Source organism: Pseudomonas sp. SJZ077 (assembly GCF_007993905.1).
GTDB lineage: Bacteria > Pseudomonadota > Gammaproteobacteria > Pseudomonadales > Pseudomonadaceae > Aquipseudomonas > Aquipseudomonas mandelii.
This window is the reverse complement of sequence record NZ_VIUJ01000001.1, coordinates 599,645-614,520: the sequence shown is the minus strand read 5'-3', so window position 1 is coordinate 614,520 and position 14,876 is coordinate 599,645. Positions and strand designations below refer to the sequence as shown.

Sequence of the window (14,876 nt, the reverse complement as noted above, 5' to 3'; positions counted from 1 at the left end):
TTTATGAATAGTCATCGTCATTGCCCGGCGGTATTGATTGCCGCGCCGGCCTCCGGTCAGGGCAAGACCACCGTCACCGCCGCGCTGGCCCGTTTGCACCGCAATCAGGGGCGCAAGGTCCGCGTGTTCAAATGTGGCCCGGACTTTCTCGATCCGATGATTCTCGAACGCGCCAGCGGTGCGCCGGTGTATCAACTGGACATGTGGATGGTCGGCGAGCAGGAAAGTCGTCGTCTGTTATGGGAAGCGGCCGGGGAAGCCGACCTGATCCTGATAGAAGGCGTCATGGGCCTGTTCGACGGCACTCCGTCCAGCGCCGACCTGGCGCGGCACTTCGGTGTGCCGGTGCTCGGCGTGATCGACGGCACGGCCATGGCGCAGACCTTTGGTGCGTTGGCGTTGGGGCTGGCGAAGTATCAGCCGGACTTGCCGTTTGCCGGTGTACTGGCCAACCGCGTGGGCACGCTGCGTCATGCGCAATTGCTCGAAGGCAGCCTGACGGAAGGCTTGCGCTGGTACGGCGCCTTGTCGCGGGAAACCGCGATCGAATTGCCCAGTCGGCACCTCGGTCTGGTCCAGGCCAGCGAGTTGAATGATCTGGACCTGCGCCTCGATGCGGCGGCCGAATCGCTGGCCAGCAGTTGCGATGTGGCGCTGCCGCCTGCCGTGGAGTTCGCCGGGCCCGACGTGATCGCCGCCGAGCCTTTGCTTAAAGGCATCCGAATTGCCGTGGCCCGTGATGAAGCGTTTGCCTTCACCTACGGCGCGAGCCTGGACTTGCTGCGGGCCATGGGCGCCGAGTTGCTGTTCTTCTCGCCGATCCGCGATGCTGATTTGCCGGAAGCTGACAGCCTTTATCTGCCGGGCGGTTATCCGGAACTGCACCATGTGGCGCTGTCACAGAACACCTCGATGCTCGACGCGATCCGCGCCCATCATGCTGCCGGCAAACCGTTGCTGGCCGAGTGCGGCGGGATGTTGTACCTGCTCGATTCGTTGACTGATGTCGAGGGAACTCGCGCCGAACTGGTGGGCTTGCTCAAAGGTGATGCGGTGATGCAAAAGCGTCTGGCCGCGCTGGCGTTGCAAGCGGTTGAGTTGCCGGAAGGTTCACTGCGTGGGCACACCTATCACCATTCATTGACCAGCACCGAACTTGAGCCGATTGCCCGTGGACTCAGTCCGAACGGCGGGCGTGGGGCGGAGGCGGTTTACCGTGAGGGGCGGATGACCGCCTCTTATGTGCATTTTTATTTTCCGTCCAACCCCACCGCAGTCGCCGCGCTTTTTGCGCCTGACCTTGATGCCGCCTTCGCGAGCAGGCCGAATCGTCGCACCGTCGCTCCTACAATGGATCACCTAACCCCTGTAGGAGCGAGCCTGCTCGCGAAGAGGCCATGACCGACAACGCATTCTCCGAAGCCGAACGCGAAGCGGTCTACCGAGCCATCGCCGAACGTCGCGACATGCGCCACTTCAGCGGCGGCACCGTCGAGCCCGAGTTGTTGCGGCGTCTGCTCGAAGCCGCCCACCAGGCCCCGAGCGTCGGCCTGATGCAGCCCTGGCGCTTCATCCGCATCAGCGACCGGGCCCTGCGAGGCAACATCCAGCGACTGGTGGAAGAAGAACGCATCCGCACCGCCGAAGCCCTCGGCGAGCGCACTGACGAATTCATGAAGCTCAAGGTCGAAGGCATCAACGACTGCGCCGAGGTGTTGGTCGCCGCGCTCATGGATGATCGAGAGCGCCACATCTTCGGTCGTCGCACCTTGCCGGAAATGGACATGGCCTCGCTGTCCTGCGCGATCCAGAACCTCTGGCTGGCCTCCCGCGCCGAAGGTCTGGGCATGGGCTGGGTGTCGCTGTTCGAACCGCAAGCGCTGGCGGACCTGCTGGGTTTGCCACCCGGGGCCAAGCCGTTGGCGGTTCTTTGTCTCGGCCCGGTCAAGGAATTCTATGCGGCGCCGATGCTGGTACTCGAAGGGTGGGCGCAGGCGCGTCCGCTCAGTGAGTTGCTGTATGAAAATTATTGGGGAGTGAGTCAATGAGTGTCGCGTTATTGAGTGTCGCCGCGGTTGCGCTGGACGCGCTGCTGGGTGAACCCAAACGCTGGCATCCGCTGGTGGCGTTCGGCCGTTTTGCCGACCGCATCGAGCAACGTTTCAACGGTGAGGGACGTGGCTGGCGCAGCCATGGCGTCACCGCGTGGGTGATCGCGGTCGTGCCGCTGACGTTGCTGGCCACGGCTTTTTCCTGGGCACCGTATGTGGGCTGGATTGTCGAGATTCTCGCGCTCTATTGCGCCCTCGGCATGCGTAGCCTCGGTGAGCACGTCGAGCCGGTGGCCAAGGCTTTGCGCAGCGATGATCTGGACGAAGCCCGCAAGCGCGTGGGTTATTTGGTCAGCCGTCAGACCAGCGAACTGGATCAAACCGAAGTGGCCCGTGCCGCCACTGAATCTGTCCTGGAGAACGGCAGCGACGCGGTATTTGCTGCGCTGTTCTGGTTTGCCGTGGCCGGCGCGCCCGGCGTGGTGCTCTATCGCTTGAGTAACACCCTCGATGCCATGTGGGGTTACCGCAACGAACGCTTCGAACGTTTCGGTTGGGCGGCGGCGAAGATCGACGATGTCCTCAACTACATGCCTGCACGCCTGGTGGCGTTGACCTACGCGCTGCTGGGCAAAACCCGGCTGGCCTTGAAATGCTGGCGCACCCAGGGCCCGACCTGGGACAGCCCCAACGCCGGGCCCGTCATGGCGGCCGGTGCCGGTGCGCTCGGCGTCGAGTTGGGCGGGGCGGCGATCTATCACGGTGAATTGCATCAGCGCCCGCAACTGGGCGAAGGCGTGCCGGCGGATGCCGATTCCATCGACCGTGGCTGGCAATTGGTTCAGCGCGGGGTATGGTTATGGCTGCTGATTCTCTGCGTGGGAGCTGAATTCTATGCTTGAGCACGGTGGTCGCTTGCGCAAGGCCGCGCTCGAATATGGCATTGCCGAAGCTGACTGGCTGGACCTGTCCAGCGGCCTCGCGCCGTGGCCATTCCCGATCCCGGACATTCCGTTGCGCGCCTGGGCGCGCTTGCCGGAAACCGATGATGGTCTGGAGCAGGCTGCTTGCGATTATTACGGCACCGGACAGGTGCTGCCGGTGGCCGGTTCGCAAATGGCCATCCAGTTACTGCCGCGTTTGCGTCGGGCCGGTAAGGTCGGCGTGCTGTCGCCGTGTTACGCCGAACACGCGCACGCATGGCGCAGCAATGGTTACATCGTGCGCGAGGTGCTGGAGCAGGAAGTCGACTTCTATATCGACAGCCTCGACGTGCTGGTGGTGGTCAACCCGAACAACCCGACAGGCTTGAGCCTGAGCCCGAGTCGCTTGCTCGACTGGCATGCCCGACTGGCCTCGCGCGGCGGCTGGCTGGTGGTGGACGAAGCGTTCATGGACAACACGCCGGCGTTGAGCCTCGCGCCGTTTGCCCATCAGGTCGGCCTGATCGTGCTACGTTCCTTCGGAAAGTTTTTTGGCTTGGCCGGTGTGCGGTTGGGCTTTGTGCTGGCTGAGCGCAAGTTGCTCAAGTTGCTCGCAGAGCAGGTGGGCCCGTGGGCGGTCAGCGGGCCGACACGGGTGTTGGGCCAAGCCTGTTTGCTGGACACCGAAGGCCATGCAAGGCAGCGCGCACGCAGCGAAGAGGCCGGCAAACGCCTGGCACTTTTGCTTGGGCAGTATGGTTTGCAGCCGCAGGGTGGCTGCGCCTTGTTTCAATGGCTGATGACCGAGCATGCCGAAGCGCTTCACGAGTTCATGGCCAGGCGCGGCATCTTGCTGCGGCTGTTCGCCCACAACAGCAGCGTGCGTTTCGGCTTGCCGGCGGATGAAGCCGATTGGCTGCGTCTTGAGCAAGCGCTTCAAGCCTTCGTAAAGGAAGCCCAATGACAACATTGATGGTGCAGGGCACCACCTCCGACGCCGGTAAAAGCACGCTGGTGACGGCGTTGTGTCGCTGGGTCACGCGCCAGGGTGTGCGCGTCGTGCCGTTCAAGCCGCAGAACATGGCCCTCAACAGTGCCGTGACCGCCGACGGTGGTGAGATCGGCCGCGCCCAAGCGGTGCAGGCCCAGGCGGCCAACCTGGAACCGCACACTGACATGAATCCGGTGCTGCTCAAGCCCAACAGCGACACCGGCGCCCAGGTCATCATCCATGGTCGCGCGGTCACGACCATGAACGCGGTCGCCTATCACGACTACAAAGCCATCGCCATGCAAGCCGTGCTGGCTTCCCATGAACGATTGAGCACGGCGTATCCGGTGGTCATGGTCGAAGGCGCGGGCTCGCCGGCCGAGATCAATCTGCGTGCCGGCGACATTGCCAACATGGGCTTTGCCGAAGCGGTGGATTGTCCGGTGGTGTTGATCGCCGACATCAATCGCGGCGGGGTGTTCGCGCATCTGGTGGGCACGCTGGAACTGCTGTCGCCGACCGAGCAGGCGCGGGTCAAAGGCTTCATCATCAACCGTTTTCGCGGTGACCTCGCCTTGTTGCAACCCGGCCTCGATTGGCTGGAAGCGCGCACCGGCAAACCGGTGATCGGCGTGCTGCCGTATGTGATGGATTTGCACCTGGAAGCCGAGGACGGCATCGATCAGCGCCAGGCCGACAAGGCTGAACGCGTGCTCAAAGTGCTGGTGCCGGTGCTGCCGCGCATCAGCAACCACACCGATTTCGATCCGCTGCGCCTGCATCCGCAAGTCGACCTGCAATTCATCGGCCCCGGCCAGGCAATCCCGCCGGCTGATCTGATCATTCTTCCCGGCTCGAAAAGTGTGCGCAGTGATCTTGCGTACCTGCGGGCCAATGGCTGGGACACGGCCATCAGTCGTCATCTGCGTTATGGCGGAAAAGTGCTGGGGATTTGCGGCGGTCTGCAGATGCTCGGTGAGCAGGTGCACGATCCGCTGGGCCTCGAAGGCGCGCCGGGTTCCAGTGCTGGCCTGGGCTTGCTGGCGTTCGAAACACAGCTCGAAGAAGAGAAGCAATTGCGCAATGTGCGCGGTCGTCTGGCGCTGGAGGATGCGCAGGTCAGTGGCTATGAAATCCATGCCGGGGTGACCACCGGGCCAGCGCTGGAAAACGCTGCGGTGCAGCTGGACGATGGTCGCTGCGATGGCGCGCAAAGTGTTGACGGGCAGATTTTCGGCACCTACCTGCACGGCCTGTTTGAATCCCCGGCGGCGTGCAGCGCGCTGCTGCGCTGGGCGGGTTTGCAGGAGGTGCAGGACGTGGATTACCACGGGTTGCGCGAGCGGGATATCGAGCGGTTGGCGGATCTGGTGGAGAAGCATTTGGATACCGCGTTGTTGCGTGAGCTCTGCGGTTTTTGAGAGGACGCTTTCGCGGGCAAGCCTCGCTCCTACAAGGTCAAGAGCGGCTCAGCCCTGTAGGAGCGAGGCTCGCCCGCGAATAGGCCAGCAGCTACACCGCATATTTAAGGAATGAACCATGCTGCAACTGATCCTCGGCGGCGCCCGCTCCGGCAAAAGCCGACTGGCTGAAAAACTTGCGTTAGACAGTCACCTCCAAGTGACTTACATCGCCACCAGTCAACCGCTGGACGGTGAAATGAACGAACGGGTCGCCCATCATCGGGCCCGTCGTCCAGCCGAATGGGCGTTGATCGAAGAGCCAATCGAACTCGCCCGCGTATTGCGCGAAAGCGCCCGCGCCGAGCGTTGCCTGCTGGTGGATTGCCTGACCCTGTGGATGACCAATCTGCTGATGCTCGACGACGCCAAACGTCTCGACGCTGAACGCGAAGCCCTGTTGGACTGCCTGGCCTCCTTGCCGGGTGAAATCATTTTTGTCAGCAACGAGACCGGAATGGGTGTCGTGCCGCTGGGCGAATTGACTCGCCGCTATGTCGATGAAGCCGGTTGGCTGCATCAAGCCCTGGCCGAGCGCTGCCAACGAGTCGTCCTGACCGTCGCCGGCCTGCCCCTGACTTTGAAAGGAACCGCGTTATGACTCAATCCTGGTGGCTGAACCCGTGCAAGCCGATCGACGCGCAAGCCGTCGAGCAGGCGCAGGCACGTCAACAGCAACTGACCAAACCCGCTGGCTCCCTTGGCCGACTGGAATCGTTGGCCGTGCAAATGGCGGGGCTGCAAGGGCAGGTCAAACCGAGTCTCGATCAGCTGTGGATTGCCATTTTTGCCGGCGATCATGGTGTAGTTGCAGAAGGCGTGTCGGCGTTCCCTCAGGAAGTTACCGGGCAGATGCTGCACAACTTCGTCAGCGGCGGTGCAGCGATCAGCGTGTTGGCGCGCCAGCTCGGGGCTTCCCTCGAAGTGGTCGACCTCGGCACGGTAACGCCGTCGTTGAATCTGCCAGGCGTGCGTCACCTCAATATCGGCGCGGGCACCGCCAATTTCGTCGAAAGCCCGGCCATGACGGCTACCCAGGGTGAACTCGCCTTGCAGGCTGGTCGCGACAGCGTGCAACGTGCGGTCGCCAATGGCGCGCAGCTGTTCATCGGCGGCGAGATGGGCATCGGCAACACCACGGCGGCCAGCGCGCTGGCCTGTGCCTTGCTCGATTGCCCGGTGGTGCATCTGGCCGGGCCGGGCACCGGTTTGAACGCGGCGGGGGTCAGCCACAAAGCCCAAGTCATCGAGCGTGCCCTGGCATTACACGGTGCTCAGCGCGGTGATGCGTTGCAAACCCTGTTCAATATCGGCGGTTTTGAGATTGCGGCGCTGGTCGGCGCGTATCTGGCGTGCGCCCAGGAGGGCGTTGCGGTGCTGGTGGACGGCTTTATCTGCAGCGTCGCCGCGTTGGTGGCGGTGCGTTTGAACCCTGGCTGCCGCGAATGGCTGTTGTTCGGCCATCGCGGTGCCGAGCCGGGTCATCGTCATGTACTGGAAACCCTCAATGCCGAGCCGCTGTTGGATCTGGGGCTGCGTCTGGGCGAGGGCAGTGGCGCCGCGTTGGCCGTGCCGTTGCTGCGTCTGGCCTGCGATCTTCACGGGCAGATGGCAACCTTCGCCGAAGCGGCGGTGGCGGATCGTCCGGCATGACGTTGCGACTGGATCTTCTGCGCCACGGGGAAACCGAACTGGGCGGCGGTTTGCGCGGCAGCCTCGACGATGCGCTGACCGACAAGGGCTGGGCGCAGATGCGCGCGGCGGTGGTCGAGCAAGGGCCATGGGATCGGTTGATCAGTTCGCCGCTGCAACGATGTGCGCGGTTTGCGCATGAGCTCGGTGCGCAGTTGGAATTGCCTGTGCACCTGGACAAGGATCTGCAAGAACTGCATTTCGGTGCCTGGGAAGGACAGAGCGCGGCGGCGCTGATGGAGACTGACGCCGAGGGGTTGGGGCTGTTCTGGGCCGATCCGTATGCCTTTACGCCGCCGGAAGGTGAGCCGGTCGAGGATTTCTCAACGCGGGTGCTGGCGGCGGTAGCGCGTCTGCACGCGGCGTATGCGGGTGAACGGATCTTGCTGATCAGTCATGGCGGTGTCATGCGTTTGTTGCTGGCTCAGGCACGTGGTTTGCCCCGTGAGCAGTTGCTGAATGTCGAGGTCGGGCATGGCTCGCTGTTTTCGTTGAGCGTCGAGTCAGGCGTCCTCCTCAAGGAAGCGATCTGACCATGCTGCCCTTCTGGATCGCCCTGCAATTTCTCAGCTGTTTGCCGATTCGTCTGCCGGGTATGCCGGCGCCTCAGGAACTGGGTCGGTCGCTGCTGTTTTATCCGCTGGTGGGGCTGCTGTTCGGCGCGCTGTTATGGGCACTGAACTGGCTGCTACTGGGCACGCCTTCGTTGCTTCACGCCGCGCTGCTGCTGAGCACTTGGGTATTGCTCAGCGGCGCGTTGCACCTGGACGGTCTGGCCGATAGCGCCGATGCGTGGCTCGGGGGCTTCGGCGACCGCGAGCGCACGCTGACCATCATGAAAGACCCGCGCAGCGGACCGATTGCGGTGGTGACGCTGGTGTTGGTGTTGCTGCTCAAATTCGCCGCGTTGCTGGCATTGATCGAGCAGCAGCACAGTCTTTTTCTGATGATCGTTCCGCTGATTGGCCGCAGCGCGATGCTGGGATTGTTCCTGACCACGCCGTATGTGCGTGCCGGCGGGTTGGGGCAGGCGCTGGCGGATCATTTGCCGCGTTTGGCGGGTAAGCGGGTGCTGGCAGTCAGCGCGTTGGCGTGTGTGCTGATCGCAGGGTTCAGTGGTGTCTGGGCGCTTGTGCTGGCGGGGGTGATGTTCGTTTGGTTGCGGCAGGTGATGCTGCGGCGATTGGGCGGGACGACGGGCGATACGGCCGGGGCGATGCTGGAATTGCTGGAGATGGTGGTGCTGGTGGGATGGGCGTTGGTCTGATGGTTTGTGGGCAGGATGTGCCGGCCTCATCGCGAGCAGACTCGCTCCCACGTTGATGGCGTCTTACATAAATTTAACGTCCACTGAAGATCCACTGTGGGAGCGAGCCTGCTCGCGAAGGCGGTCGACCAAGCACCTCGAATATTTATCAATGAACCCATCTGTAACTTGATTTAACACACTCGCGGGTATATACACGCACCATGCTCGATTCCCAATGTTTATGCATCAACCTGCGTCGCGCCGCCCGTGGCGTCAGCAGGCATTACGACGGCGCTCTCGATGGCTTCGGGATCAACGTTGCCCAGTATTCTTTGCTGTGCAATCTGCAGCGTCTGAATGAACCGAGTATTTCCACTCTGGCCGAAGCCATGGGTCTGGACCGCAGCACCCTGGGGCGCAATCTTCGGGTGCTGGAAGGTGAGGGCCTGGTGGCGCTGGTCGAGGGTGAGGACATGCGTAATCGCATTGTCCGGCTGACCGAGGCGGGCGCCGCTCGCCTGGCCGCGGCCTTGCCTGCGTGGGAGGCGGCGCAGCAGCGGCTGGTCGATCGTCTGGGCGCCGAAAAACGCGAAACCTTGTTGCGACTGCTGGACGAACTGGCGTGATGCCGGTTTTTCCGATCTTAAGCGGGTATATACCCGCTACCGGAGAATAAGAATGACCTCGATGTGGCGTACATGCGGTTGGGTGTTGGTGGGGAGTGCGCTGATCCTGGCATTGTCGTTGGGCGTGCGACACGGTTTCGGGCTGTTCCTGGCACCGATGAGTGCCGAATTCGGCTGGGGGCGTGAGACGTTCGCTTTTGCCATCGCCCTGCAAAACCTGATCTGGGGTCTGGCGCAGCCGTTCACCGGCGCGCTGGCCGACCGTTTTGGCGCGGCGAAAGTGGTGTTGGTCGGCGGTGTGCTGTACGCGTTGGGCCTGGTGTTCATGGGCTTGTCCGACTCGGCGGTGACGTTGTCCCTGAGTGCGGGCCTGTTGATCGGCATCGGCCTGTCGGGCACTTCGTTCTCGGTGATCCTTGGCGTGGTAGGTCGCGCCGTGCCCCCGGAGAAACGCAGCATGGGCATGGGCCTCGCCAGCGCTGCCGGCTCTTTCGGTCAGTTCGCCATGTTGCCCGGTACGCTGGGGCTGATCGGCTGGCTGGGCTGGTCCGCGGCATTGCTGGTCCTGGGCCTGCTGGTGGCGCTGATTATCCCGCTGGTGAGCATGCTCAAGGACAAACCGCTGCCAGTGCTCGGCCATGAACAAACCCTCTCTGAAGCGCTGCGGGAAGCCTGCTCCCATTCGGGGTTCTGGCTGTTGGCGTTCGGCTTTTTTGTCTGCGGTTTCCAGGTGGTGTTCATCGGCGTGCATTTGCCGGCCTATCTGGTGGATCAGCACCTTCCGGCCACAGTGGGCACCACGGTGCTGGCGCTGATCGGGCTGTTCAATATCTTCGGCACCTACACCGCAGGATGGCTCGGCGGTCGCATGTCCAAGCCGCGCTTGCTCACCGGTCTGTACCTGCTGCGGGCGGTGGTGATTACGCTGTTTCTGTGGGCGCCGGTGACCACGACTACCGCGTACCTGTTCGGCATGGCGATGGGCTTCCTGTGGTTGTCGACCGTGCCATTGACCAACGGCACCGTGGCGACCTTGTTTGGCGTGCGAAACCTGTCCATGCTCGGCGGGATTGTTTTCCTCTTCCACCAGCTCGGTTCGTTCCTCGGCGGCTGGTTGGGTGGCGTGGTGTATGACCGAACCGGGAGCTATGACTTGATCTGGCAAGTAGCGATTCTCTTGAGTCTGTTGGCCGCCGCCCTGAACTGGCCGGTGCGTGAGCAGCCGGTGGCGCGTCTGCAAACCCGGTTGAGTGCGATATGAACCGTCTCTGGCCGCGAGTGGCGGTGGTCGCGGTCGGTGCCTTGCTGCTGGCCTTGGCCTGGTGGGGCTGGCATCAGGGCGGATTGGCACTGATGCAGTTGGGCATGGGCGCTTGCTAGGAACAGGCGAGGGCGAGTAACTTCGTTTGTGACCATTAATCAAGGATGCACCGACATGCTGATGCGCTGGATTGCAGTCCCCGCGTTGCTGGTGGCGTTTACCGGATTGGCACAAGCGGCCGAGTGCCCGGAGCTGTTGCAGGGCTCGTTGCCCAAGCTGCGCGCCAAGGAATCCATCGACCTGTGCCAGCGGTTTGAGGGTAAGCCGCTGGTGGTGGTCAATACCGCAAGCTTCTGTGGCTTTGCCCCACAGTTCAAAAGCCTTGAGGCTCTGAATCAGCGTTACAAGGATCAGGGGCTGGAGGTGATCGGTGTTCCGTCCAATGACTTCAAGCAGGAGTCCAAGGACGGCGCTGAGACCGCCAAGGTCTGCTACGTGAACTATGGGGTGACGTTCACCATGACCGAGCCGCAGAAAGTCCGCGGCGATGACGCGACTCACCTGTTCAAGGTCCTCGCCAAACAGACCAGCGCGCCGAAGTGGAATTTCTACAAATACGTGGTCGATCGCAAAGGCAAGGTGATCGCCAATTTCTCCAGCCTGACCAAGCCCGACGATCCCGAGTTCATTGCCGCGGTGGAAAAAGCCCTCGCCTCGCAACCCTGATTGAACGCCCATGAAAAAGCCCCGCCTCTGTACAAGAGAGCGGGGCTTTTTTGATTCAGGCGGCGAGCGTTTCAGGCTCGCCGGGCTTCATCAGAAGCGGTAGGTCGCGCCTACGCCGAAACCATTCGCATAGTTTTCATACTTGGCGTTGTAGTTCTGGCCACGGTCGTTGCTGTTGGTGACCTTGACCGACTCTTCACGCAGGTACGAATACGCTACGTCGATGGTCAGGTCGTCGGTCGGGCTCCAGCCGGCGCCCACGCTGAAAATCTTGCGATCGCCCGTCGGGATGCGTGGGGAACGGTCGACGTTGTTGGTCGGCGCCTGGTCGAAGGACAGACCGGTACGCAATACCCATTGCTTGTTCAACTGGTAGGACGCGCCGATGGCGTGAGCCCAGGTGTCGTGCCAGTTCTGATCTTCGGTGATGGTCCCGAACTGACCGTTCAGGATGGCCGGAACACCTTTGTTATCGACGGTGATTTCTTTCAGGCGGCTCCAGCGCGTCCAGGTGCTGCCTGCGTAGAGTGTCCACTGGTCGTCCAGCTTATGAGTCACCGAGAAGTCCACCGATTCAGGCGTGGTCAGGTCCAGCGAGGCGTCGTACTTCTGGCTAGGGTTCTGGCCGACCAGGCCCAGGACGTTATAGTTGACCTTGGTGTCACCCTCGAGCTTGTACTTCACTTTCGAGTGGTAGGTCAGGCCGACGCGAGTGCTGTCGGTGGCTTGCACCAGAACACCGATGTTGTAGCCCAGTGCGGTGTCATCACCCTTGATCTTGACCTTGCCGTCCGGTGCGGCCTGGGTGATCGACAGGTTCGATTCCAGGGTGCCGTCGATGCGGTTGATGGTCGGGCCGAAACCGATGGAGACCTTGTCGTTGAAGGCGTAGCTGACAGTCGGTTGCAGGGTGACGATCTTGACTTCGCTTTTGCTGCCGAAGTAACGGCCGGCGAAGCCATTCTCGTAGTCGGTCACCAGGCCGAATGGCGCGTACATGCCGATACCGAAAGCCCAGTGGTCGTCGATTGGCTTGACGTAGTAGCCCATAGGCACGGCGATGAACGGAACCATGTCGCCGTCGTTGCTGCCGCTGTTCGGGCTGGAGCTGGCGTGGCTGATGTCAGTGTGTGCGTCGAGAAATGCAGCACCGCCGGTGACTTGTTCGCGCTTGAGGCGGGACATGCCGGCAGGGTTGCCAAAAATTGTGCTTGCGTCATCGGCAGAGGAAGATCGCCCGGCAAAACCTGTACCCATCCCGCTGATGCTCTGTTCGTTGATGGCGAAGCCACTTGCGAAAATCTGGGTGGATGCCAAGGTAACAGCGAGGCTAAGTGTGGTTTTGAGCATTACTTTTTTCATTATTAGAACTCCTGGTGATCACCGGGGCGAAAATTACCAACATTTTCGTCCCAGCGCTATAGGCTGTATGGCTTGAGTTAGAGCGGTTTTGTAGGACAATCCGACCAGATTCGCGTCCCGTTGCGGGATCTTTGGAAATCGGTGGATCAGCAGGCAACCTGATTCAGGGGTGAAACACAGGTTTGCCAGGCGTAGGTGAAATCGCGCAGGCGTCCTTGAGGCTGAAAAGTCTGGCGCCAGATTCGGGCCATTCCCAACAAGTCATCCGCGGCGGGGAGGGGAGTGTTCTGTTCTTCTACCAGCATCCAGGCGATGGCAGTGGCGTAACGCAGGTTGACGATCAATTCCAGATGAGGCCCGCTGAGAAAGGCATGCTGACTGGCGAGGCCGCGCACGAGGCTCGCGCGCTCCGGGTCCAACGCCAGGTAGTGATCCCAGAGAGCCTGGTGGCGGGGTTCGGCAATTCGGTACAGGCCGTGTCCACGGCGGTCATGCAGGGCGGAACCAAGGGCTGACTGGCTGGCGGCGATGCCCAGCAGAAGGGATTCGGCAGTTGCGCTATGGCGCCCGAGGTAAATCAATGTCGGACGGATCACATAACGGCACAGTTCGCTGGCAGCGATACCCATAAAGCCCTCGAAACATCAAATGGGCGGCGATACCTGAAGGGAGCGTTGGCAGCAGGTGGATCGACTCAGGCTCGCCGGAAGCGGATCAAGCCGCTTGAGTTGAAGTGTAGTGTCATATTCGCGCTGTAAAGGTCTGTTTTTAAAATATTTCCGGCTTCGAGTTATAACCGTTATATCGTTTGGAACTTAGTCGAAGGCTGCGCAATGAGAAATATCAGGCAATAAAAAGCCCCGCTTTTTGAGCAGGGCTTTTGAGGTTTTCAGTCTTTCTGGCGTATCAGGCAACCAGTGCCTGACGGGTACGCTCGATCACGGCCTGCAGCGGTTCTGCGCTGGAGTATTGATCGGGGTACAGACGTTCGCTGTGACGAGCGATGCCGTGTTCGTTGACCAGGGTGAAGCTGAAGCAGCCTTTGCGAGCGGCCATGATCAGGCAGTTCATTGGAGCAAAAGCGTTGGTTAGGGTGCGGATTGCATCCTGAGTGTGGATTTGAGTAGTCATGATTGGGTGTTCCTACAAGCGACACGGATAAGAACCGTGCAAAATTAAAACGTTCCAGTGACGACGACCACCATTGGTCGAACGAAGAACCCGACTGGAACAAAGCAGCCAGTTTGAAGCGCTGATAATTGGCGCGCTTGGGCTGGCAGGTAGGTACTTAGGAGGGCAGGCAACACATCAAGGGCAAAGGTTCTGGGCCCGGGGTGAAGATCCTGATCAATTTGCAGGCTGGTTCGGTCAGAGTAAGTGAGCTTCGCAACACCCTTTGCATTCGATTCAAAGGCAGTGTTGGCGCAAGGTTTACCTGGAAACCATCGAGGTGGTCGATCCCGCTTGTTCGGTAGAGGCTTCCGTTGGGAAGGCTGACCGGGAGGATTTGTTCGACCAGAATTGACTTTCAGCTTGGTACTAACGCCGCGGATAGTAACGAATTGAATGGGCGAAGGGAAGCGTTAAAGCAAAATAATTGCCATGCCCTGCTGACACGCTGGGTAATGGGATCATTTCCGACCATTGGTCGTCGCTCGGGCAAACGCCTGGAACAAGGGTTTGCCAAGGTTATCCCCAGAAAATGCCTACAAAACGCTCCGAAAAAACGCATCGATATAACTGCCGCGAAGGTACTTGTGCACATAAGTTGCGCAGACTGTAACCGGACTGTCATCCACGCCACGACCCCAGTGGGTGCCTGTATTGAAAATTTAAGTCAATGAAAAACATCGCTTTTTTTTACTGGTGAAAAAATCGTCAGTTTGACTGCGAGCCCCATTCCACAGGGCTTTGCGCGAGTTCAAGGGCGGTTGTCCACTGAGTTATCCACAGCTTCTGTGGATTGTCCCGAGCGCTTGCTCTAGGACGGGCGTGCCGGGTTTTTTTAGGCTTTACCTGTAAGAAAAAAAGAGTAGAGTGGCGCGCCTTCCGATCTGCCCCACAGTGCTTTATGAAGTTTCGCTCCGTATCAGTTTCTGCTACCTCAACACCTCCCAGTGTTACCCCTCCCAAACGCTTTTCGATGCGCGTGGCGGAGTGGCTGCTCGATAGCCCGCGCCTGGGTGAAAACACCAACGTCAAACATTTCGCCGGACGCTTGCTCAAACAGCCTGCCCGTGAAGGCGTGGTGGCCGCGCAAAGTCGTCTCGGCCAGCTGATGTGCCGCGAATGCGGCAATGCCCGCGATCGCCGCATTGGTCAGGATCTGTTGCGCCAGGCGGCGCGGGCAGGGGACCGGCGTGCTCAACAGGAACTGGGCCTGGTCGAAGACTGAGCTGTCCAAGTCCTGACGCCTTGGTTACCCTTCAAGCTTTATCTCATCGGCAGGAGTCGCTATGGCTATGGACTTGACCAGCATTTTGCTGGGTCTGGCGGGTGCCGCACTGCCCTTGCTGGTACTGGCCTGGCAAATCC

Annotated in this window: 17 protein-coding genes; 14 read left to right on the top strand and 3 right to left on the bottom strand. The window is 61.0% G+C overall.

Annotated features, from left to right (window positions below):
- Positions 1 to 3: 3 nt before the first annotated feature.
- The 13 genes from FBY01_RS03070 (at position 4) to FBY01_RS03015 (ending at position 10,979) form a co-directional block, all read left to right on the top strand.
- On the top strand, positions 4 to 1,401 hold the full coding sequence (locus tag FBY01_RS03070; protein ID WP_145305818.1) for a cobyrinate a,c-diamide synthase: 1,398 nt from the start codon (positions 4 to 6) through the stop codon (positions 1,399 to 1,401).
- Positions 1,398 to 2,048: a 5,6-dimethylbenzimidazole synthase gene (gene bluB, locus FBY01_RS03065; RefSeq protein WP_010456788.1), complete on the top strand. Its 651-nt coding sequence runs from the start codon at positions 1,398 to 1,400 to the stop codon at positions 2,046 to 2,048. The genes FBY01_RS03070 and bluB overlap by 4 nt, the downstream gene beginning before the upstream one ends.
- A complete protein-coding gene (gene cbiB / locus FBY01_RS03060) occupies positions 2,045 to 2,953 on the top strand; it encodes an adenosylcobinamide-phosphate synthase CbiB (protein ID WP_145305820.1) in 909 nt (302 codons plus the stop codon). Before bluB ends, cbiB begins: the two co-directional genes overlap by 4 nt.
- Positions 2,946 to 3,938: a threonine-phosphate decarboxylase CobD gene (cobD, locus tag FBY01_RS03055; RefSeq protein ID WP_010456784.1), complete on the top strand. Its 993-nt coding sequence runs from the start codon at positions 2,946 to 2,948 to the stop codon at positions 3,936 to 3,938. The genes cbiB and cobD overlap by 8 nt, the downstream gene beginning before the upstream one ends.
- Positions 3,935 to 5,386, top strand: a complete 1,452-nt coding sequence (locus FBY01_RS03050; RefSeq protein ID WP_145305822.1) for a cobyric acid synthase — start codon at positions 3,935 to 3,937, stop codon at positions 5,384 to 5,386. Before cobD ends, FBY01_RS03050 begins: the two co-directional genes overlap by 4 nt.
- Positions 5,387 to 5,504: 118 nt before the next feature.
- Complete coding sequence (cobU, locus tag FBY01_RS03045) at positions 5,505 to 6,026, top strand: bifunctional adenosylcobinamide kinase/adenosylcobinamide-phosphate guanylyltransferase (protein ID WP_010456782.1); 522 nt, start codon at positions 5,505 to 5,507, stop codon at positions 6,024 to 6,026.
- Positions 6,023 to 7,078, top strand: coding sequence for a nicotinate-nucleotide--dimethylbenzimidazole phosphoribosyltransferase (cobT, locus tag FBY01_RS03040; RefSeq protein ID WP_145305824.1), 1,056 nt, complete (start codon positions 6,023 to 6,025; stop codon positions 7,076 to 7,078). The genes cobU and cobT overlap by 4 nt, the downstream gene beginning before the upstream one ends.
- Entirely contained in the window at positions 7,075 to 7,650 is a 576-nt protein-coding gene (gene cobC / locus FBY01_RS03035) for an alpha-ribazole phosphatase family protein (RefSeq protein ID WP_083376022.1), read from the top strand. The genes cobT and cobC overlap by 4 nt, the downstream gene beginning before the upstream one ends.
- 2 nt (positions 7,651 to 7,652) lie before the next feature.
- Positions 7,653 to 8,384 carry an adenosylcobinamide-GDP ribazoletransferase gene (locus tag FBY01_RS03030; protein ID WP_102595111.1) on the top strand — a complete coding sequence of 244 codons (732 nt, stop codon included), beginning with the start codon at positions 7,653 to 7,655 and terminating at the stop codon, positions 8,382 to 8,384.
- A 203-nt stretch (positions 8,385 to 8,587) separates the two neighbouring features.
- Positions 8,588 to 8,992: a MarR family winged helix-turn-helix transcriptional regulator gene (locus FBY01_RS03025; protein ID WP_010456776.1), complete on the top strand. Its 405-nt coding sequence runs from the start codon at positions 8,588 to 8,590 to the stop codon at positions 8,990 to 8,992.
- Between the two features lie 52 nt (positions 8,993 to 9,044).
- Entirely contained in the window at positions 9,045 to 10,253 is a 1,209-nt protein-coding gene (locus tag FBY01_RS03020) for an MFS transporter (RefSeq protein ID WP_010456774.1), read from the top strand.
- Positions 10,250 to 10,372, top strand: a complete 123-nt coding sequence (locus FBY01_RS31770; RefSeq protein WP_010456772.1) for a hypothetical protein — start codon at positions 10,250 to 10,252, stop codon at positions 10,370 to 10,372. The genes FBY01_RS03020 and FBY01_RS31770 overlap by 4 nt, the downstream gene beginning before the upstream one ends.
- 55 nt (positions 10,373 to 10,427) lie before the next feature.
- On the top strand, positions 10,428 to 10,979 hold the full coding sequence (locus tag FBY01_RS03015; protein ID WP_010456770.1) for a glutathione peroxidase: 552 nt from the start codon (positions 10,428 to 10,430) through the stop codon (positions 10,977 to 10,979).
- 90 nt (positions 10,980 to 11,069) lie between these two features.
- On the opposite strand, the gene FBY01_RS03010 is transcribed toward FBY01_RS03015, so the two are convergent.
- The 3 genes from FBY01_RS03010 to FBY01_RS03000 form a co-directional block, all read right to left on the bottom strand.
- Entirely contained in the window at positions 11,070 to 12,341 is a 1,272-nt protein-coding gene (locus FBY01_RS03010) for an OmpP1/FadL family transporter (protein ID WP_077749796.1), read from the bottom strand.
- A gap of 146 nt (positions 12,342 to 12,487) precedes the next feature.
- Positions 12,488 to 12,970 (bottom strand): hypothetical protein, encoded by a 483-nt coding sequence (locus FBY01_RS03005; protein WP_077749797.1) that lies wholly within the window; start codon positions 12,968 to 12,970, stop codon positions 12,488 to 12,490.
- 277 nt (positions 12,971 to 13,247) lie between these two features.
- The gene (locus FBY01_RS03000) at positions 13,248 to 13,472 is read right to left on the bottom strand and encodes a hypothetical protein (protein WP_008031832.1); all 225 of its coding nucleotides are present in this window, start codon (positions 13,470 to 13,472) and stop codon (positions 13,248 to 13,250) included.
- Between the two features lie 940 nt (positions 13,473 to 14,412).
- Between FBY01_RS03000 and FBY01_RS02990 the strand changes: the two genes are divergently transcribed.
- Positions 14,413 to 14,736 carry a sel1 repeat family protein gene (locus tag FBY01_RS02990; protein ID WP_077749798.1) on the top strand — a complete coding sequence of 108 codons (324 nt, stop codon included), beginning with the start codon at positions 14,413 to 14,415 and terminating at the stop codon, positions 14,734 to 14,736.
- Positions 14,737 to 14,876: the final 140 nt, after the last annotated feature.